The sequence below is a fragment of the Paenarthrobacter sp. CAP02 genome, assembly GCF_040137855.1.
Lineage (GTDB): Bacteria > Actinomycetota > Actinomycetes > Actinomycetales > Micrococcaceae > Arthrobacter.
Window position 1 is genome coordinate 1 of the sequence record NZ_JBEEII010000003.1, and the last position, 19,691, is coordinate 19,691.

The following is a 19,691-nucleotide window of genomic DNA, read 5'->3' on the forward strand; positions in this document are numbered from 1 at the left end:
TGGGCAGTCAACCCGCTGAGGATGTGTGAGGTCTCTTCTCCTACAGACACGTCCAACCTTCCTTTAGGCGCATTCATCGGCGCCTCAGGTCTGGCAGGGTAACTGCCCGTCGTGAACGCGTCGTGTGCGACATTTCGGTTTCAACAGCCCGGTCCGATGCGCCGGGCAGGTCTTGTGAGCGCTTGGCTGCCCAGTAGAATTCTTTGGGGCGATCGCCCTGCAGCCATAGCGCTCATGGCCACTCTAGCTTTCACTGTGCCGGGATGCGTAGCCACGGGCCCCGGGGGGCGTTGTATGTCACACTCATAATCCCTCCGTGACCGATACCACGTACGTATCGGGGCCCCAAAACGCCCCCGGTAGTGCGGAATGTGGCCCCGGGCAGGGACAATGGCTTGAAGCACACGCCCAAAGGGTGTTGGCTGTTAGTAATGGAAGTCACTTCAAAAGGAGGAAACGTGAGCGAGGCCGACGCCGCCACATCGGTAAATGTGGCGGAACGAATGGGTTTCAAAGATGGGGATCTGATTCAGGAGCGCGGCTACGACGATGACGTCGACTTCGACTTGCGTGATGACATCGAAGATGTCACTGGATCCGAACTGTTGGATGAAGACGACCATGACGTAGTGGATGCTGTTGTCTTCTGGTGGCGCGACGGCGACGGTGATCTTGTTGATGCCCTGATGGATTCGCTCACCACTTTGAAGGAAGGCGGAGTCGTCTGGGTCCTGACCCCCAAGTCAGGCCGCGACGGCTACGTTTCCCCGGCAGACATCCAGGACGCAGCGCCCACGTCCGGTCTGCACCTCACCACCTCCGCCGGTGTTTCGAAGGACTGGAGTGCCACCCGTCTGGTGCCGAAGAAGAACAAGTGACCAAGGTCCCCTTGGTGCCGGCGCTGATGACGGTACCGGCCGTTGGTGATTCCGCGCCGGAATTTGAGCTGGTCAACCAATACGGGGAGCCGGTTCGATTGTCCGACTATCGCGGACGGAACGTCGTTGTAGTGTTTTTCCCTTTCGCTTTCTCGGGTATCTGCACGGGAGAGTTGTGTGAGATCCGCGACAACATCGCTGCCTTCGAGGACGCGAACGCCGCAGTATTGGCCATCTCGGTGGACAGTAAGTTTGCCCAGCGGGCGTACGCCCAGAGCGAGGGTTTCGGATTCGATCTCCTCGCCGATTTCTGGCCTCACGGTGCGGTCGCCCAGGCATACGGTGTGTTCGACGCCGCCAGTGGGATGGCTCTGAGGGGAACTTTTATTATCGACGCCGGCGGCACCGTCCGTTACGCGGTTGTTAATCCAAGGGGCCAAGCGCGGGACTTCGCCGAATACCGCCGGGCCCTGGCGGACCTGGTCGGGCACTCGTCATGAGCCAGGTCAGGCCGGGGGTGGGCATGACTGGCTTCGCCAGCATGAACCCGGAGCCGGCCGTGCACTTGCAACCAGCCGAGTTGGAGGCTGTGTCAGAGGCGCGGTCTTTCCTGGAGGGCAAGCCGTTGGCTGTCCTCACCGGCGCGGGCCTGAGCACGGATTCGGGTATTCCTGATTACAGGGGGCCGGGCTCGGCGCCCCGGAACCCGATGACCTACCAGGAGTTCATCGGCAGTGCGTCCAACCGACGGCGCTATTGGGCCCGCAACCACATCGGGTGGTCCCATCTACGGCATGCCGATCCGAATGCCGGGCATGCCGCCATCGCGTTGATGGAGCGGCGGGGACTTTTGACCGGTCTCATCACCCAGAACGTGGACAGGCTTCATGAGGACGCCGGAAGCGTTAACGTGGTGGACCTGCACGGGCGCTTCGACCAGGTCATCTGTCTCGAAAACGGACACATTTTCAGTCGGAAACTGATCGCGGCCATCCTCGAAGAGATCAATCCTGGATTCCTGGAGGCCGCACTGGATTCCGGAGTAGTTGAAATGGCTCCGGATGCCGACGCGACAGTGGAAGATCCCGAACTGATTACTTCGTTCGTAGTGGCGGTGTGTCCCATCTGCGGCGGGATGCTTAAGCCCAATTTCGTCTTTTTTGGGGAAAACGTTCCCAAGGATCGCGTAGCACGCGCTTATGGGATGGTGGATGATGCGGAGGCCCTCCTGGTTGCGGGGTCCTCGTTGACGGTGCAGAGCGGACTTCGCTTCGTGCGTCACGCCGCCAAGGCCGGCAAGCCGGTGGTCATCATTAACCGGGGCGCCACCCGTGGCGACCCCCTCGCTACGGTGAAACTCGACCTCGGAGTGAGCGGTGCTTTGGACTATTTGGCGCGGACGCTGCCCGACATTTCAGGTGCTCCCGGCTCGATTGGTGTTTCCGGCACATAATCATGTAGAGTCATTGTTCGTTGGTTGAAGCGCTGAGGAACTAAAAAGGTCCGCAGGAAGCGCTGAAACCGTCATTTGGGTCTTTAGCTCAGCTGGTAGAGCGCCACGTTTACACCGTGGATGTCATCGGTTCGATCCCGGTAGGACCCACCAAGTAACCCCGCCACGGAGTGCCAACAGGTTCGACGCGGCGGGGTTTTTGTTGCCCTGACAAGGCCTGGATTGCGGTGCCTGAATTGTCAGTGGTGTTCCCTAATGTTTCGGACATGGAATCCGTTGACATCCGCACCACAGTCCAAGGCGCTCCCGTGGCGGTCCAGCGTGGCGGCCAGGAGTGGGACGTGGTGGCTGAGCCTGTCCGCTGGTTCGAGAGGGTGCCGTGGTGGGAACAGTCAAGGCGAATGCCCCGGGGGCACGGCCGGGTTGATATCGAAATCTGGCAGGTCCAGGTGGCTCCGGGCAGAGGGCAGCATTCCGGCGCCGTGACGTGGGAACTTGTCCGGAATGGTGATGGCGCCTGGTACCTCCGGGGCGAGGAAGCCTTGGCTGCCTGAATCCGCGGGTTAAATGGATGAGCTCTCCACCACGACTATTGGGGGATGCCGCGGTGGAGAGCTCGAGAATGAATATACAGCGAACTTTTGGGTTTGAAAAGTGAGTCGATTGGGGGCGCGACTCCAGTATCCGTGGGGAGGGGCACCCCTCAAGCAGGTGAGACACTATGATGAGTAGTGTTCAGCTGAATGAACAGCCGGTACCTCGATGACGAAGGAGAATCGTGGCAGATTCCCGCTCTACCCGCTCGGAGGGGCTGGGCGCGTCGTCGCCGGCTCCTGCCGTCACCCGCGCAGCCGCCGTGCTTGAGGCGCTTGCCGGCTCCCCGTCCGGGCGCCTGACCTTGAGTGACCTCTCGCGGGAACTAGGCATCCCCAAGTCCTCAACCTCGAATCTGCTTCTGGCCCTGGAGGAATCTCGCCTTATTACGCGGCAGGGAGCCGACTTTGCGCTGGGCCGAAAGCTTGTGGAGCTGGGTGCGGCGTATTTGAGCCGCTTGGACGAGGTGCAGGAGTTCTACAAGTATTGTGAACAGGCCCCGACGCTTTCCGGTGAGACTGTCAGGATCGCCATGCTCGACGGCGACCACGTCATTTACCTTGCGCGCTACGAAGGCCATCCCGCCGTCCGGCTGACATCGAACATCGGTGACAAGATGCCGGTGTCGCTGTGCAGCGTTGGCAAAGCCTTGCTGGCCCAGTTGCACGACCACGATATTGAGGCGATGTTCCCCGACGGCATGTCGCTGCCGGTCATGACCCCGAACTCGCTGCGTACGGCCGAAGAGTTGAAGGCGCAGATTTCGACTATCCGCACTCAGGGGTTTGCCTTCGAGGACGAGGAGTCCACCGTGGGAGTGGTCTGCCTGGCGGTTCCCGTGCCCACTCATGGAGCCCACGGCCCCAGCTTGGGCCTCTCTGTCACTGCACTGAAGGCGACATATTCGGAGGAGCAGGGTGCATTGATGGTCAAGGAACTCAAGGAATTGGCCAGGTCCTTGGGCAATCCCATGGGATAGCACCTATAAATCTGATTTTAGTCTTGGCAAGCTGTTCATCAAGCTGTACGCTGTTCAACATAGTGATCTTGGCGGTGATGCCATCACTATCTCGCTGGGCCAACGGGGGCCCGGGGTGATTTTGAGGGAGTGCTTGTGACAACTCGTACCAAGACAAAGTTCGCGGCGGAAGCCGACGAAGCCGTCGTCGAACCGGAGCAGCTTCGGCGTGCGACGCTGGCCAGCTCTGTTGGTTCCGCTCTGGAGTACTACGATTTCTACATTTACGGTTTGGCTTCGGCGCTGATTTTCGGGCCGCTGTTTTTCGCGCCACTCGGTCCGGATGGGGCACTGATCGCTTCGTTCGCTACCTATGGTGTTGGCTTCGCGGCGCGGCCGTTTGGTGGTCTGATCTTCGGCTACATCGGTGACCGGTTCGGCCGGAAGATGGTCCTAATCCTGACCATCGCCTTGATGGGAACGGCGAGCTTCGCCATCGGCCTCCTGCCTACCTTCGATCAGGCAGGGATGCTGGGCGCAGTTCTCCTCGTCACACTCCGCATCGTCCAAGGACTCGGGGCCGGCGCCGAGCAGGCCGGCGCCACGACGCTGATATCCGAAGTGGCACCGCGCCGCCGTCGTGGTTTCTTCGCTTCCTTGCCGTTCGTAGGAATCCAGCTTGGCACCCTCCTGGGTGCTGGAACGTTTGCCCTCATTGCCATGGCTGACAAGTCCGTCCTGCAGGGCTGGCTGTGGCGCGTGCCGTTCCTGGCCAGCTTCATCCTGATTGTCATCGCGATCTTCATTCGGCTCAAGCTCAAGGAAACGCCGGCTTTCCAGGAGCTGGAAAAGCACAAGAACGTGGTCAAGAACCCGATCGGTGCTTTGTGGAAGCACTCCAGGAAGAACGTGCTGATCGGCATTGGCTTGCGGATGGGCGAGAACGGAAACTCGTCCATTTACTCGGCGCTTCTGGTTTCGTTCATGAGCATGCCTGCCGGGGTCTTTGCCGGAAACAATTCCATTGGCCCGGTCGGTTTGCTGATTGCGGCTGGGTTCGCGGCAGTCCTCGTTGTGACCTTCGGGGCCCTTTCGGACAAATATGGCCGTGTGCCGGTCTACCGCTACGGTGCGTTGTTCCAAGCCATCATTGCCGTGCCGGCCTTCTACCTGGTGACGTTGGGCAACGTCACGTTGGTGTGGGTGGTCATGGCTGTGGGCATCGCCATCGGCGTCCAGTCGATGCTCGGCCCGCAGTGCCCGCTCCTCCCGGAACTTTTTGGCTCGCAGTACCGCTTTACGGGCGTGGCGATGAGCCGGGAGATCTCAGCCGTCCTGGCAGGCGGACTGGCACCCCTGCTCGGTGCGCTGATGCTGGCGGCCACGAACCACTCATGGCTGGTCCTGGCCATCTACTCGCTTGTCCTGGCATTGATCTCGTTCGTCACAACCTTCTTCACCCCGGAGACGGCAGGACGCGACCTCGTCAGCACCGAAGACGCGCGGTAGCTTCTGGCTTAGGCGCTCAAAGCACTGCGGCGCGGTCCCTCCGAGAGGAGGGGCTGCGCCGCTGTCGTTTGTCCTGCCGTTCTCCTTGGGGTGGACATTGGCAGAGGGCAGTGCAGAATTGGTGCAGCGGAAGAGGAGCGTGTCCATGACGGCAACCAAGGGCGTGACATCGCCGGAGAGCCCCGGACAGGTTCGGCGCGCTGCCGGGACAACTTTTCGTCCTGAGATCCAGGGTCTTCGCTCGCTTGCAGTACTCATGGTCGTCACTTACCACATCTGGTTTGGCCGGGTATCCGGCGGTGTGGATGTGTTCTTGCTGATTTCGGCGTTCCTGATGACCCTGCAATTCGTTGGGCGCTACGAGGATGCCCGTACCGTTTCACTGCTGCGGCACTGGCTTCACCTTTTCTGGCGGTTGTTGCCCGCGGTCGTGGTGGTCCTGCTCGGGACATTGGCGGCAACTTTCCTGGTCATTCCACGGACGCGGTGGACCGAGATCGTCAACCAGGCCTGGGCCTCGCTGTTCTACGTCCAGAACTGGCTGCTGCAACGGCAAGTGGTCAACTACTATGCGGCTGACCATAGCCTGGCCAGCCCCATGCAGCACTTTTGGTCGCTATCCATCCAAGGGCAGGTCTTCATTCTTTGGCCTGCGATTTTTGTGCTGACCGCATTGGTCTGTCGCCGGTTTGGATGGTCGTACCGTGCCGTGCTGCTGGGAGTCTTTGGACTGGTTTTTACAGCCTCGCTCGCTTATTCGATTTACTTCACCGCGGCACATCAGGAACTGGCCTACTTCGACACTTTTGCCCGCTTGTGGGAGTTCGCTTTGGGCACCCTTGTTGCATTGCTCCTTCCCTTCCTGCATCCACGCAAGGGAATGAGAGCCGTACTTGGCTGGGTTGGTGTTGCTGCAATGCTGAGCTGCGGCGCCATCTTGCAGGTCCGCACAGCATTTCCCGGCTATGTTGCCCTATGGCCCACGCTGGCTGCGGTAGCAGTGATTGTGGCCGGACAATCGGGAAGCCGGGTTGGCGTGGACCGGATCCTGTCCTCGAGGCTGCTGGTTGGGCTGGGGTCCACCTCATATGCCCTCTACCTATGGCACTGGCCGCTCCTCGTCATCACTCTGGTGTGGATTGGTGAAGACCATGCGGACTGGTTGACGGGCTCGTTGATTGTGATGGCCTCGCTGCTCCTGGCCTACGTCACCACGCGTTGGGTGGAGCGGCCGCTGCGTGCGTGGCGATGGCCAGAGGCCAAGCGGCGCCGCCTGGCTGTGGCCGTAGCAGTGTGCCTGGCCGTTGGGGCGTCGCCCATGGCAATTTTCGGCTACCAGCGGCAGGTGGAAAAAGACATCCTGGCTTCGCAGGGGACCGAGGACAACCCGGGTGCCAGGGCGTTGCTGCCGGGCTATGTCAACACCGGCAACGCGAATGCGCGGCCGCTGCCTACGCCTGAGCAGTTACCGGACGATTGGGGAAGGCTCGACGGTCCCTGCGTCGGCGAGTTGCGTCCTGCCGATGCCGCGCTTGCTGCGGAATGCCAGCAAAACGATGTGGGAAGCGGAGCGAAGAAGACGGTTATTGTCGTAGGCCAGTCGCATTCCCTGCAGTGGCTGGGTGCGATTGGTCCCTTGGCCAAGGAACAACAGTGGCGCGTCCAGGCCATCACTTTGGGCGCCTGCCCCTTCATGACCCAGACGGAGGAGGTCGGAGCTGAGTGCAACCGGTTCAATGCACAGGTTCGGCAGCACATACGCCAGCACCATCCGGATGCGGTTTTCCTGGTGGGGACAGCGGCGGTTCCGGATTCACCCGACGAAGATTTAACGTGGGGACTGGACGATTTGGTGGGTGAGCTAACGGATCAGGGGGTGGAGGTCATTGCCATGCGGGACAACCCGCGGTTCTCCTTCAGTCCCAGTGAGTGTGCCATCGCCTCGGGAGTGGACGGTCCCGGCTGCAGTCCCGCGCTGTCCTCGGTCCTGGCGGAAAGCAACCCGCTGGAGCGGCTGGAGGGGACCTTCACCGGTTTGTCGATTTTGGATATGACCGACCTCATTTGTGACGGTGCCCGTTGTCCGGGGATCATCGGCAACGTCTACGTTTACCTGGACGACAACCACCTCTCGGCCAGTTACACAAGAAGCATGACCGAAATGCTGTCCGAGAGATGGTTGGCCGCCACAGGCTGGTAGGTGGTCCGGTTTAGTAGAAGTGGACGGGATCCACCAGATGGGGGAGTTCGCCGCCATCCAGGAAGGTGCGCAGGTTGCTGCAGAAACGCTCGGCGATGAGGCGGTTTTCAGCCTCGCTCAGGGCCGAGGTGTGCGGGGACACGAGGACCTGGGGGTGGTTCCACAACGGGCTGTCCTGCGGGAGAGGTTCGACGGCGAAGACGTCAAGGCACGCGTAAGAGACCTGACCGTTCCCGAGTGCCTCGTGCAATGCCTCCTCATCGACGACGGTTCCGCGGCCGACGTTGACGAATACGGCCCCGGGCTTCATGGCCGAGAAGATTTCGCGGTTGAACAGCTTCTCCGTGTAGGGGGTCCCGGGCAGGGTGTTCACCACTGCGTCAGCGCCGGAAACCAGGGAGGCCAGGTCGTCGTTGGTGGTCACCTTGTCGATGCCTTCGATGGCTTCGACGTTGCGCTTGGTACCGCTGACCTTCATGCCGAGGGCGCGGGCTATACGGGCAGTTTCCATGCCGATTTCACCCAGTCCTGTGATGACCAGGGTGGAACCGTTAACGAGTTTGGTGGGTGTCCGCAGCTCAGGCCAGTTCCTGGCAGCCTGGTCGCGGCCCATTTCGGCGCTGCGCTTGAAGCCGTTAAGGATGCCGAAGGCCGAGAACTCTGCCAGTGGCAGGGCATGGACCCCGGCCGAGGTGGTCACCTTGAATTTGCGCAGCGCTTCAGTGTCCAGGCCTGAGGCCTTGACGGCGCCGCCTGCTCCGGCGGCCATGGCATGGATCCACTGCAGGTGCGGATTGCTTTCCGCCACCTTGGCGAGTCCGGCGGGGCTTTCGTTGGGGAAGCCGTAGAGGACCTGTGCCCTGTTCAGCATGGCCCAGTAACGTTCTTCCTGTTCGGGCGTCCGTTTGAAGTCGGGATCGCCGGCATGGTCCGCGGAGAAGCGCTCGGGCGGCAGCAACTCGGGATCGTAGAGAACCGTTACGGAGGGATCAACAGCGCGGATCAGCTCTACGTGCTCTGCTTCGAGCGGCACAGCGATGGCGATGGTAAGTTCATCAGTCGTCATGGTGTTCATCATACTGAATGGCGGCTAGGATATTGAACAGAATTTCCCGAGATGACCACAAAGAAGTGAGGTATTACTGGCATGGACGGTAAACGTGTGGGCTTTGTCGGTTTGGGGCTCATGGGCGCACCCATGGCCGCGAACATCGCCAAAGCCGGGTGGGCAGTCACCGGCTGGAACCGCTCCGACAAGGCCTTCAGGGACCTCCGTGGTGTCGAGCGCGCCGCCGAAGTGGCCCACCTTCGCGATGAGGATGCCATCATCTTCATGCTCCCTGACCTGCCGTTTATCGAGGAAGCCGCACAGGCCTTGCTCGAATCCTGGCGGGGCGCGCCGCCAAAGCCGGGCACCGCCGTCGTCATCATGAGCAGCGTCTCGCCAACCGCGGTCCAGCAGTTCGGCCAAACCGTCCACGAAGCGAGCGGCGGCAACGCATCAGTGGTGGATGCCCCGGTCAGTGGCGGAACCAAAGGTGCGCAGGACGGCACCCTGGCCATCATGGTTGGCGCCGACGAACTCCAGTTCGAGGCACTCAAGCCGCTCCTCGAGACCATGGGAACAACCGTGCGGCGCATGGGGCCGCTTGGGTCCGGATCGCTGGCCAAGGCGTGCAACCAACTCATCGTAGGAACCACGACGGCGGCACTCGCCGAGGCAGCCGAGCTCGCCGAACGCTCCGGCATGGACGTGGAGGCGCTCTTTGATGTCCTTTCGGGCGGGCTCGCCGGAAGCCGGGTGTTGGACAACGTTGGGCCGCGGCTTGCAGCCAAAGACTATGCACCGACGGGACCGGCCAAATTCATGCACAAAGACCTCGGATTCGTCCTTGAGAGTGCTGAAGCTGCCGGCTCCGCCGTGCCCCTGGCCACAGCCGCCGTCGAGCTGTACGCCGAACTGAGGCGCCAGGGACTCGGAGACCAGGACCTTGCCGTCGTCCGGCAAACCATCGCCAATTTGAGCCCGACCCCAACCGCGACGTCGCGCAGCAACTGAGCCGGCGCAACCGAAGAAGGAATGAAGAACAAACCATGAGTGGACTTTTCGATCTGACCGGGCGGGTTGCCTTGGTTACTGGTTCAAGCCGGGGGATAGGTAACGCCCTGGCCAGGGGCCTTGCCGACGCTGGAGCCACGGTGGTGCTCAATGGCATCAGCGCTGAAAGACTCGACGCCGCGCAGGAGGCAATGGCCGCCGACTATCCGGCAGGAAGGGTCCACAGCCGGGCCTTCGACGTCACCGACGCGGAGGCCGCCGCTGAAGGCGTAGCGTGGATTGAGCAGAACGTCGGACCGCTCGACATCCTCGTGAACAACGCCGGGATCCAACACCGGGTCCCCATGCTTGACCTCGACGTCAAGGACTGGGACCGCGTGATCACCACGGACCTGACCAGCGCATTCCTGGTGGGCCGTGAAGCCGCCAGGCATATGATCCCCAGGGGCCACGGCAAAATCATCAACATCTGCTCAGTCCAAACAGACCTCGCCCGACCAACGATCGCACCCTATGTCGCCGCCAAGGGCGGGCTGCGGAACCTGACCCGCGCCATGACCGCTGAGTGGGCGGCGTCCGGGCTGCAGATCAATGGGATCGCCCCGGGTTACATCCACACCGAGATGACGCAGAACCTGGTGGACGACACCGACTTCAACTCCTGGATCCTTGGCCGGACACCTGCCAACAGATGGGGGACTGTCGCGGACCTCGCCGGCCCAACGGTGTGGTTGGCCTCGCAGGCATCCAACTTCGTCAACGGCCAGACTATCTTCGTCGATGGCGGAATGACGGTGGTGGTCTGATGGGCATCACACTTCCCACAACCGCTCCGGCGGTGGTCGCCCATGGCAAGGACGACCTCCGCATCGAAGACATTCCGCTGACCGAGCCCACGCCGGACCAGGCGATCGTCGAAATCGCCTACGGCGGAATCTGCGGCTCCGACCTGCACTACTGGCTGCACGGCGCTGCGGGGGAGTCCATCCTCAAGGAGCCCATGGTTCTCGGCCACGAAATCGTTGGCACCGTGGTCCAGCAGGCCGCGGATGGCAGCGGCCCAGGCGTGGGAACGCCCGTGGCAGTCCATCCGGCGACACCCGCCCCCGGCGACGCCAGATACCCCGAGGACCGGCCAAACCTGTCCCCGGGTTGCACATATCTGGGCAGCGCTGCCCGCTACCCGCACACCGATGGTGCCTTCAGCCGATATGCAAACCTGCCATCGAGGATGCTTCGCCCATTGCCGGAAAACCTGGACCTCCGGACCGCTGCCTTGGTGGAACCGGCCAGTGTCGCCTGGCACGCTGTGGCCCGGGCGGGGGACGTCCGCGGAAAAACGGCGCTCGTCATCGGAAGTGGCCCTATCGGTGCGCTCGCGGTCGCGGTCCTGAAGCGCGCCGGCGCTGCCCGGATTGTCGCCGTCGATATGCATGACAAGCCGCTGGAGATCGCACGGGCGGTCGGTGCGGACGCCGTACTCAAAGGCGACGAAGCGGAAGCCATCGCGGCCGTGGACGCCGACGTCGTCATTGAATCCTCCGGCAGCCATTACGGGCTGGCCTCTGCCATCAAGGGAGCCACCCGTGGCGGCAAGGTAGTGATGGTGGGACTGCTCCCGTCAGGGCCTCAACCGGTGTACATCTCACTGGCCATCACCCGGGAACTCGAACTCCTGGGTTCATTCCGTTTCAATGACGAAATCGAGGACGTCATCGCTGCGCTCGCCGACGGTTCGCTTCAGGTGGATCCCGTGGTGACGCACGAATTCGACCTCGCCCACGGGCTCGAAGCCTTTGACGTGGCGAAGAACCCTGCTGAGTCCGGAAAGGTGCTGCTGAAGTTCCGGGAGTAGCTAGTTTTTGGCAACAGGCACAAATACGCGGGGTTGGTCATCCCAGCTGGGGGCCAACTCCGCGATGGTCTGCCGCATGATCCGGGCGGCGGCGTCCCGCGCAACAGGACCGTCGCCGGCCTCGATGGCGTGCGCAACATCCATGTGCCACTGCAGGGCCTGCTTTTGGGGGTGCTCCGGCATCAGGCCGTGCACCGTCCTGCCGGTCAGCGTCTCGGTGACCTGGCCGATCAGGTTCGCAAACATTTCATTGCCTGAGCCCGACAGGACCAGGGCGTGGAAACGGATGTCGAGGTCCAGGAACGTGGCCATGTCGCCGGCGTCGCCGGCTTCCTTCATGGCGTGGGAGATGCCCACCAGCTCCTTGCGAAGCGCATCGGGGGCGTTATCGGCCGCCAGTTCAGCTGCCACGGGCTCGACGGCGGAACGCAGCTCCGCCAGCGAACGCAACTGGGCTCCGCGTCCTTCGCCAGCCAATCGCCAACGAATGACCAAAGGATCGAAGGGGTTCCAGCGGTTGGCCGGTAGGACTCTGATCCCCACCCGCTTGATGGTCTCCACCAGTCCCAACGACTGGAGGACCCGAACCGCTTCGCGGACCACCGAACGTGAAACCTTGAGCTCGTCTTCCAAATGCTCCGCCAACATGACATGGCCAGTAGGAAGGGCGCCGCCGACAATGCGGGTCCCCAGATGCTCGACGGCGCGATGGTGGAGGCTGGTTGACATAGAGGTAAGCATAATGGCGCGGGGAGCCATGGCGCGCAGGAATAGCAACGCAGTCCCCTTGGGAGGGTAGTGCAGGCAGGAGGCATCATAGACTGTTTATGACGTGGCGCCGTTCCACTTGGTGGGCGCCGCTTTCCTGCCCCGGATTTAAATACGTATGGTTTATTACAGCCCCTGGTTTTGATTTTGCTTCCTGCGTGTCCGCAGGACTGTTTGTACACGAACGAATTGGAGTTTTGATGTCAGCACACATCGGTGTCACCGGCCTTGCGGTGATGGGTGCCAACCTGGCCCGCAACCTTGCCCGCAACGGCTTCACCGTGGCGCTCCACAACCGCTCCGTGGAGAAGACCGACGCCCTGCTGGAGAAGCACGGCTCGGAAGGCGACTTCATTCGCACCGAGACGCTGCAGGAACTCGTTGACTCCCTCGAAAAGCCCCGCCGCGTCCTGATCATGGTCAAGGCGGGCGCACCTGTCGATAACGTCATCGAGCAGCTCGAACCGCTGCTCGAGGCCGGGGACATCATCATCGATGCCGGCAACTCGCACTATGAGGACACCCGTCGCCGCGAAGCTGCCCTTGCCAAGAAGGACCTGCACTTTGTAGGCGTCGGTGTTTCCGGCGGCGAAGAGGGCGCTCTGAACGGCCCGTCCATCATGCCCGGCGGATCCAGGGAGTCCTACGACGCCCTCGGCCCGCTGCTGGAAAAGATCTCCGCCAAGGTCGACGGCGAACCCTGCTGCGCATGGATCGGTACAGACGGCGCGGGCCACTTCGTCAAGATGGTCCACAACGGCATCGAGTACGCCGACATGCAGGTCATTGGTGAAGCCTTCGATCTTCTCCGTTCAGGCGCCGGCATCGAGCCCGCCGAGCAGTCCAAGATCTTCGCCGAATGGAACAAGGGCGATCTGTCCTCCTTCCTGATCGAAATCTCCGCCGAGGTCCTGGGGCACGTGGACGCCAAGACGGGTAAGCCGTTCGTGGACGTCGTCGTTGATGCCGCAGGCCAGAAGGGCACAGGCCGTTGGACGGTCATCTCCGCCCTGGAACTTGGCTCACCGGTGTCCGGCATCGCCGAGTCCGTCTTCGCCCGCGCACTGTCTTCCCAGACCGAGCAGCGCAAACTCGGCCAGGAACTGCTCGCCGGCGAAGAAGCCTCCGTGGAAATCCCGGAGACCTTCGTCGAGGACGTCCGCCAGGCACTGTACGCCTCCAAGTTGGTCTCCTACGCCCAGGGTCTGGACATGCTGACCTCCGCTGCCAAGGAATACGGCTGGGACCTGAAGCTGGACGAGATCGCTTCGCTGTGGCGCGCAGGCTGCATCATCCGCGCAGAACTGCTCAAGGACATCACCAAGGCATACGCTGCCGAGGAGAAGCCCGCCAACCTGCTCTTCGCACCGGCCTTCACCAAGGCCATCGCGGAGGCTCTGCCGGCTTGGCGCCGCGTCGTAGCCACCGCGGTACAGCTGGGCATTCCCGTACCGGTGTTCTCCTCCTCGCTGGCCTACTACGACGGATTGCGCCGCAAGCGCGTAGCCGCTGCCCTGATCCAGGGCCAGCGCGACCTCTTCGGTGCACACACCTACGGTCGTGTGGACACTGAAGGCACCTTCCACACCCTGTGGGGCGAAGACAAGTCCGAGATCTCGGCTGTCGACACCCACTAGCAACATCGCGCTGAAGGCCGGTTTCCTCCCACTAGGCTGGGAGGAACCGGCCTTTGCCGTACCGGATGCCGGTGCGTTGGGCCCCAGAAAAGGACAACAGCCATGAAAGCGCGGACCGCACTCGTGACGGGGGCATCCACAGGTATTGGTTTCGAAACCGCCATTGCCCTGAAAGCCGCCGGTTTCACCGTCTACGCGGGTGCTCGTCGCCTTGAAAAGATGGAGCCGCTCAAGGCGTACGGAATCGTGGTCCTGTCCTTGGACGTGACCTCTGAGGAGTCCATGGCATCCGCGGTGGCATCGGTGGAAAAGGCCCATGGAAGGGTCGATGTCCTGGTGAACAACGCCGGCTACGGTTCCTATGGATCCCTCGAAGAAGTTCCCCTCGACGAAGGCCGACGCCAGTTCGAGGTCAACGTCATGGGGCTGGCACGCATGACGCAGCTGGTGATTCCCGGTATGCGACGGGCGCGCTCCGGCAGGATCATCAACGTCTCGTCCATCGGCGGAAAAATCTACGAGCCCCTGGGCGCCTGGTATCACGGCACCAAATTCGCGGTGGAAGGCATGAGCGATTCATTGCGTTTGGAACTAAGGCCACACGGCATCGACGTGGTCATCATCGAACCGTCCGGAACAGACTCCGAGTGGGGAACCATTGCGGGGACTGGGTTACTCGCCCGCTCCGGGGAAGGACCCTATGAAGACCACGCCCACATCGTCGCTGCGGCGTTGGCTTCCACGTCCGGGCAGGGCCATGTCCTCTCAACGCCAGCCCGGGTAGTTGCCGACACGATAGTTCGCGCCGCCAACGCAAAACGCCCCAGGACCCGCTACCCGGTGGGCAGGGGGGCCTGGAGCGTCCTGGCGATGCGCAGAATTCTTCCGGACCGGATCTTCGACGCCGTTTTCCTGAATTTCTACAAGAGACTGGCTGGAGGCTAGATCCGGTACTCGATGTAGTACTCGGCGGGATCCACGGCAGGTTTGGTTTCGGATCGTGCATCCCGATGCCGCCATGTGGCCGGAATCCCGGTAATGATGGATTCCGGGGGCGCATCCTTGACCACTACGGCGTTGGCACCCACAGCACTGTCCGCGCCGATGGTGATGGGACCCAGGACCTTGGCACCGGCGCCAATGGTGACCCGGTCGCCGATGGTGGGGTGCCGTTTGACCTTGGCCAAGGAGCGTCCGCCGAGCGTGACGCCGTGATAGATCATCACGTCCTCGCCGATTTCGGCCGTCTCCCCAATGACCACTCCCATGCCGTGGTCGATGAAGAACCTCCGGCCGATGGTAGCGCCGGGATGGATCTCAATGCCTGTCAGGAATCTGGCCAGCTGCGAAATCAGGCGGGCCGGAAAACGGAGTGCAGGGTTTTGCCACAGCCGGTGCGTCACCCGGTGTGCCCAGATGGCGTGGAGTCCGGAGTAGGCGAAAAAGTTCTCGAAAGAGCCTCGAGCCGCCGGGTCATGCGACCGGGCGGCGTCGAGGTCTTCCTTAAGCCTTGCGAAGAAGCTCACAAAGACCTTTCTACAGGAAATGAAGGCGTACGGGCCGAGTTCTAGCCGCGGATGTCGTCGAACAGGACGGTGGAGATGTAGCGCTCTCCAAAGTCACAGACGACGGCGACGATGAGCTTGCCGGCGTTCTCGGGGCGCTTGGCCAACTCAAGGGCACCCCATACGATGGCGCCTGAGGAAATGCCGCCCAGGATGCCTTCACGGGCACCGAGATCGCGGGCTACGCGGACCGAATCCTCCAGCGTGGCGTCAAGGACCTCGTCATAGACGTTGGTGTCGAGGATCTCCGGCACGAAGTTGGCGCCGATGCCCTGGATCTTGTGGGGACCGGGTGCGCCGCCGTTGAGGATCGCGGAGTCCTTGGGCTCAACAGCAACGATCTGCACACCAGGCTTGCGCTCCTTGAGCACCTGCCCGACGCCGGTGATGGTGCCGCCGGTGCCGACGCCGGCAACGAAGATGTCGACTTCGCCGTCGGTGTCTTCCCAGACTTCCTCGGCCGTGGTGGCGCGGTGGATGGCAGGGTTGGCCTCGTTGGCGAACTGCTGTGCCCAGATGGAGTTTTCAGTGTTGGCCACGATTTCCTGGGCCTTTTCCACTGCTCCGCGCATGCCTTCGGAACCCGGGGTCAGAACGATCTCGGCACCGTAGGCGCGCAGCATGACGCGGCGCTCAGTGGACATGGTCTCGGGCATGGTCAGGATGACCTTGTAGCCGCGTGCAGCGCCGACCAGTGCCAAGGCGATGCCGGTGTTGCCGGACGTGCCTTCCACGATGGTTCCGCCGGGCTTCAAGGCGCCGGACTTCTCAGCGGCATCAATGATGGCTACGCCGATGCGGTCCTTGACGCTGTTGGCAGGGTTGTAGAACTCAAGCTTGACCGCAACGGTGGCGTCAAGGCCTTCGGTGAGCCGGTTCAAACGGACCAGCGGTGTGCGACCGACCAGCTGCGTGACGTCGTCGTAGATCCTTGCCATGAAGATTATGCCTATCTCTGAGGAGGGAATGCTGAGGTCAGCCTAACGAGCCGGATCGAAACCCTGCTAAGCAGTAAGCCACGCAGAGTAATATTTCCGCGCCTTCGCCAGCTTCGGGTTAATAATCACCTGACAGTAGCCCTGGTAGGGGAACTTGGCGTAGTAATTCTGGTGCACTTCTTCGGCTTCATAAAAGTCGGGGAGTCGACTTACTTCGGTCACAATCGGGTCGGACCAGAGGGCCTGGGCGCGCTCGATTGCTTCTTCGAACAGCACCTTCTCTTCGGTGGTGGTGTAGAACATCGACGAACGGTACTGGGTGCCGACGTCGTAACCCTGCCGGTTCAGGGTGGTGGGGTCGTGCAGGGCGAAGAACATGTCCAGGATGACTTCCTCCGGAACAACTGTTTCGTCGAAGGTCACGGCCACCACCTCCGCGTGGCCGGTGGTTCCGGAACAGACTTCGTAGTAGTCGGGATTGCGGACATGACCGCCGGTGTAGCCGGAAACAACCGAGCTGACGCCGCGGGTTTTTTGGTAAACGGCATCCAGGCACCAGAAGCAGCCGCCGCCAAGTACGAAAGTTTTCATGTTCTCTTCAATGGATCGGAGGGCGTGATGATTCCCGCAACACCTTACGGGACAATAACGGCGACGCCGGGTGGCGGGACTGCCTGATTCGGTCCGGTAGGTAAGAATAAGAGTATGGAAGCAGTAGACACTGACATTTCTGATGCGGATTCCGGCGAAGATGTCGGAGCAGTTGAGGCCACGGGGGAACCCACGCTCGGTCAGGTGTTACTGGCCGTGGAGGAGCTCTGGCCGGAGTCGCTGGCGGAGGAGTGGGACGAAGTCGGCCTGGTAGCGGGCCGCCCCAATGTTCCGGTAAGCAAGGTCCTCTTTGCCGTGGATCCCACCCTGGAAGTCATCGACGAAGCCATCGAATGGGGTGCCGAGCTGCTGATAACGCACCACCCCCTACTGCTCAAAGGCGTGAATTCCGTAGCGGCCACGTCAGCCAAGGGCCTGGCTATCCATCGCCTCATCGAGGCCGGGACGGGACTGCTGACTGTTCATACTAACGGTGACTCAGCCGTCGGAGGGGTGTCCGACGTCCTGGCAGACGCCTTCGGCCTGGAGAACGTCACGCCCCTGACTCCGGCCAGCAATGGACTGCCCGAAGAGGGGATCGGCAGGGTAGGTGACCTTCCTGACCTGGAAACACTCGGTGATTTTGCAGCCCGTGTCTTTGAAATGCTCCCCGCAGTGGCCGGTGGCGTGAGGGTTGCCGGCGATAAGGACGGCCTGGTGCGCAGGGTGGCGGTATGCGGCGGCGCAGGCGATAGTTTGCTTCCCGCTGTCCGCGCCAGCCACGCAGATGTGTACGTGACTGCGGACATGCGCCACCATCCGGCCTCCGAGGCCCGTGAGGGCGCCACGAACGGTCGTCCCTACTTGATAGACGTTTCACATTTCGCCAGCGAATGGCTGTGGCTCCCTGCTGCGGCCGAGGCCTTGGGGAACGTGCTCGCAGACCAGGGTTTCGACGTGGAGATCCGTGTCAGCAGCACCAACAGCGATCCCTGGGACTTCATACTGACTCCCGGCGGGGACTAGAGTCTAGAAAGATATGGGCAGCCCCGACAGATAGGGGGTGTCATGCCGCTCCTGATCTCCGGGACCGGCAGTGATAAGCGGAGGTAAGCGTGGCGAAAGCAGCACCGGCAGAACAATACAAATTGCTTGAACTGCAGGGGCTCGACGCCAAGCTCAAGTCGTTGGCCGGCCGTCGCCGCGTACTGGAAACGGATCCACGCATCACCGACCTCACCGACGCCCTGAACGTGGCAAACGGTGAACTGGGAGCGGCCAAGGTCGCCGTGCACGATGCCGAGGCGGAATTGCGTCGGGCCGAGGCTGATGTGGAACAGGTGGCTACGCGCATCGAACGCGACGAAGCCCGGCTCAATAGCGGTACGGGCCTGTCCAAGGACCTGGTGGCGCTTCAGAGCGACATTGCCTCGCTGAACAAGCGCCGCTCCGACCTTGAGGACGTCGAGCTGGAGATCCTTGAGCGCTTGGACACCCTTCGCGAACGCCAGACCGCCCAGCAGGCGATCGTTGATGACATTCAAGGTTCCTTTGGCAGCATCCGCGCGGAGCTCGATGAGGCCATAGCCGAAATTGCCGCCGAAGAGACCGTCGTTCGTGGACAGCGGGCCGCTTTTGCAGAGTCCCTGGACGCCGGGCTCCTGGCAATCTACGAGAAGACCATTGCCAAGCGGGGAGTGGGCGCCGCTCGGTTGTTCCATGGCAAATCCGAAGGCTCCGGCATGATGCTGAGCCCGGGGGACCTCGCGGAAGTCAAGGCTGCTGCAGAGGACGACATTGTCTTTTGCCCGGACTCGGGAGTAATCCTGGTCCGTTCGGCAGAGTGGAACTAGGCCGGACCGACCCTAGTTGGGCCCAACCTGGCCAGCCAGGATGATGTTGAGTGCGTGCGGCTTGCGGGCCGTGCCCTCCACCAATTCCGTGATCCACATTTCGCTGGCTGCCTTGGCCAGTTGTGCCGGCGTGGCCGGCGCCTTGCCGCGCCGTGTCAGAAGGTGCCGGGCCAGTTCACCCCGGGTGTGTTTGGCGAAGTGGCTGACCACCGTACGTTTGCCGTTTGCCTCACTGAAAACGTTGACGTTTACTGTCTGGGCGGCGGGGGGAGCCCAGGCAGCTGCGTAGGTGCTCGACCGGCAATCCACCACCAGTTCGCCTTCAGCCCGTTTGGCGAGGACGGCGTTAAGCTGCGGCTTCCAGTAGGAGGCGAGGCGTCCGACGTCGGGCAGTGCAGTTCCCATGGACAGCCGGTAGGCGGGCACTTGGTCCCCAAAACCAATGGCGCCCCACAAAGCGGAGATCACCAGGATGGATTCGGTGGCTTTGCGTCGTTGGGTTGCGGTCATGCTCTTATAGCCCAAGGCGTCATAAAGGACGCCGGAATACACCTGGTGCGCCGGGGCAGCCGGTTCGGCATGCAGCCGGGTGTTACGTTCGACGTCGTCCCGCAAGGAAGCGCCGACGCCCAGCAGCGTCAGGGCATCGTCATGCGCGCTCACCGTCCCCAGGGCCTCAAGAACCGTGGCGCGGTGCTGGTTCAGCTCGGGGAAACTCAGCGACTCCCAATTGATCGCGGGACCTTTGGTGGCAGGGGTCTTGCCTTCGGAAGGCGGAAGCAGAATCAGCACCAGTCGATATTACGCCGGACTTTCCAAGCTCCCGACGCCGG

General features: G+C 62.1%; 20 protein-coding genes and 1 tRNA gene. 15 read left to right on the plus strand and 6 right to left on the minus strand.

Annotated elements, in window-relative coordinates; all coding sequences use genetic code 11:
- Nucleotides 1–458 precede the first annotated feature (458 nt).
- From ABHM97_RS05565 to ABHM97_RS05600, 8 genes are all read left to right on the plus strand, one after another.
- The gene (locus tag ABHM97_RS05565) at nt 459–878 is read left to right on the plus strand and encodes a DUF3052 domain-containing protein (RefSeq protein ID WP_211712171.1); all 420 of its coding nucleotides are present in this window, start codon (nt 459–461) and stop codon (nt 876–878) included.
- 26 nt (nt 879–904) lie between these two features.
- The gene (locus ABHM97_RS05570; protein ID WP_257368422.1) at nt 905–1,378 is read left to right on the plus strand and encodes a peroxiredoxin; all 474 of its coding nucleotides are present in this window, start codon (nt 905–907) and stop codon (nt 1,376–1,378) included.
- Nucleotides 1,375–2,331 (plus strand): NAD-dependent protein deacetylase, encoded by a 957-nt coding sequence (locus ABHM97_RS05575; RefSeq protein WP_349469908.1) that lies wholly within the window; start codon nt 1,375–1,377, stop codon nt 2,329–2,331. The genes ABHM97_RS05570 and ABHM97_RS05575 overlap by 4 nt, the downstream gene beginning before the upstream one ends.
- A gap of 77 nt (nt 2,332–2,408) precedes the next feature.
- Nucleotides 2,409–2,484: transfer RNA gene (locus tag ABHM97_RS05580), tRNA-Val, on the plus strand.
- 113 nt (nt 2,485–2,597) lie between these two features.
- On the plus strand, nt 2,598–2,885 hold the full coding sequence (locus ABHM97_RS05585; RefSeq protein WP_235522080.1) for a hypothetical protein: 288 nt from the start codon (nt 2,598–2,600) through the stop codon (nt 2,883–2,885).
- A 224-nt stretch (nt 2,886–3,109) separates the two neighbouring features.
- Complete coding sequence (locus ABHM97_RS05590) at nt 3,110–3,904, plus strand: IclR family transcriptional regulator (protein ID WP_235522081.1); 795 nt, start codon at nt 3,110–3,112, stop codon at nt 3,902–3,904.
- Between the two features lie 129 nt (nt 3,905–4,033).
- Nucleotides 4,034–5,392, plus strand: coding sequence for an MFS transporter (locus tag ABHM97_RS05595; protein WP_374111491.1), 1,359 nt, complete (start codon nt 4,034–4,036; stop codon nt 5,390–5,392).
- 145 nt (nt 5,393–5,537) lie between these two features.
- Nucleotides 5,538–7,592: an acyltransferase family protein gene (locus ABHM97_RS05600; protein WP_349469909.1), complete on the plus strand. Its 2,055-nt coding sequence runs from the start codon at nt 5,538–5,540 to the stop codon at nt 7,590–7,592.
- Between the two features lie 10 nt (nt 7,593–7,602).
- On the opposite strand, the gene ABHM97_RS05605 is transcribed toward ABHM97_RS05600, so the two are convergent.
- Nucleotides 7,603–8,670, minus strand: coding sequence for a D-2-hydroxyacid dehydrogenase (locus tag ABHM97_RS05605; protein WP_349469910.1), 1,068 nt, complete (start codon nt 8,668–8,670; stop codon nt 7,603–7,605).
- A gap of 69 nt (nt 8,671–8,739) precedes the next feature.
- On the opposite strand from ABHM97_RS05605, the gene ABHM97_RS05610 reads away from it, so the two are divergent.
- The 3 genes from ABHM97_RS05610 to ABHM97_RS05620 are packed head-to-tail and all read left to right on the plus strand — an operon-like array spanning nt 8,740 to nt 11,506.
- Entirely contained in the window at nt 8,740–9,651 is a 912-nt protein-coding gene (locus ABHM97_RS05610) for an NAD(P)-dependent oxidoreductase (protein ID WP_235522085.1), read from the plus strand.
- A 35-nt stretch (nt 9,652–9,686) separates the two neighbouring features.
- On the plus strand, nt 9,687–10,457 hold the full coding sequence (locus tag ABHM97_RS05615) for an SDR family oxidoreductase (protein ID WP_235522086.1): 771 nt from the start codon (nt 9,687–9,689) through the stop codon (nt 10,455–10,457).
- Entirely contained in the window at nt 10,457–11,506 is a 1,050-nt protein-coding gene (locus ABHM97_RS05620) for an L-idonate 5-dehydrogenase (protein WP_235522087.1), read from the plus strand. The genes ABHM97_RS05615 and ABHM97_RS05620 overlap by 1 nt, the downstream gene beginning before the upstream one ends.
- On the opposite strand, the gene ABHM97_RS05625 is transcribed toward ABHM97_RS05620, so the two are convergent.
- Nucleotides 11,507–12,235: a FadR/GntR family transcriptional regulator gene (locus ABHM97_RS05625; RefSeq protein ID WP_235522088.1), complete on the minus strand. Its 729-nt coding sequence runs from the start codon at nt 12,233–12,235 to the stop codon at nt 11,507–11,509. It lies immediately after the preceding gene.
- Between the two features lie 239 nt (nt 12,236–12,474).
- On the opposite strand from ABHM97_RS05625, the gene gnd reads away from it, so the two are divergent.
- Both gnd and ABHM97_RS05635 read left to right on the plus strand, forming a co-directional pair.
- Entirely contained in the window at nt 12,475–13,911 is a 1,437-nt protein-coding gene (gene gnd / locus ABHM97_RS05630) for an NADP-dependent phosphogluconate dehydrogenase (protein ID WP_235522089.1), read from the plus strand.
- Between the two features lie 102 nt (nt 13,912–14,013).
- Complete coding sequence (locus tag ABHM97_RS05635) at nt 14,014–14,856, plus strand: oxidoreductase (RefSeq protein WP_235522090.1); 843 nt, start codon at nt 14,014–14,016, stop codon at nt 14,854–14,856.
- Here the strand turns inward: ABHM97_RS05635 and epsC are convergent.
- The 3 genes from epsC to msrA form a co-directional block, all read right to left on the minus strand.
- The gene (gene epsC, locus ABHM97_RS05640; RefSeq protein WP_235522091.1) at nt 14,853–15,437 is read right to left on the minus strand and encodes a serine O-acetyltransferase EpsC; all 585 of its coding nucleotides are present in this window, start codon (nt 15,435–15,437) and stop codon (nt 14,853–14,855) included. The genes ABHM97_RS05635 and epsC overlap by 4 nt on opposite strands.
- 41 nt (nt 15,438–15,478) lie before the next feature.
- Nucleotides 15,479–16,414: a cysteine synthase A gene (gene cysK, locus ABHM97_RS05645; RefSeq protein WP_235522092.1), complete on the minus strand. Its 936-nt coding sequence runs from the start codon at nt 16,412–16,414 to the stop codon at nt 15,479–15,481.
- Nucleotides 16,415–16,480: 66 nt separating this feature from the next.
- Entirely contained in the window at nt 16,481–17,005 is a 525-nt protein-coding gene (gene msrA, locus ABHM97_RS05650; protein WP_235522093.1) for a peptide-methionine (S)-S-oxide reductase MsrA, read from the minus strand.
- 114 nt (nt 17,006–17,119) lie between these two features.
- Here msrA and ABHM97_RS05655 point away from each other — a divergent pair, with 114 nt between their 5' ends.
- On the plus strand, nt 17,120–18,031 hold the full coding sequence (locus tag ABHM97_RS05655; protein ID WP_349469912.1) for a Nif3-like dinuclear metal center hexameric protein: 912 nt from the start codon (nt 17,120–17,122) through the stop codon (nt 18,029–18,031).
- Between the two features lie 89 nt (nt 18,032–18,120).
- Nucleotides 18,121–18,858: a zinc ribbon domain-containing protein gene (locus ABHM97_RS05660; protein WP_235522095.1), complete on the plus strand. Its 738-nt coding sequence runs from the start codon at nt 18,121–18,123 to the stop codon at nt 18,856–18,858.
- Between the two features lie 12 nt (nt 18,859–18,870).
- Here ABHM97_RS05660 and ABHM97_RS05665 read toward each other — a convergent pair whose 3' ends face one another.
- The gene (locus tag ABHM97_RS05665) at nt 18,871–19,650 is read right to left on the minus strand and encodes a YaaA family protein (protein ID WP_235522096.1); all 780 of its coding nucleotides are present in this window, start codon (nt 19,648–19,650) and stop codon (nt 18,871–18,873) included.
- Nucleotides 19,651–19,691 lie beyond the last annotated feature (41 nt).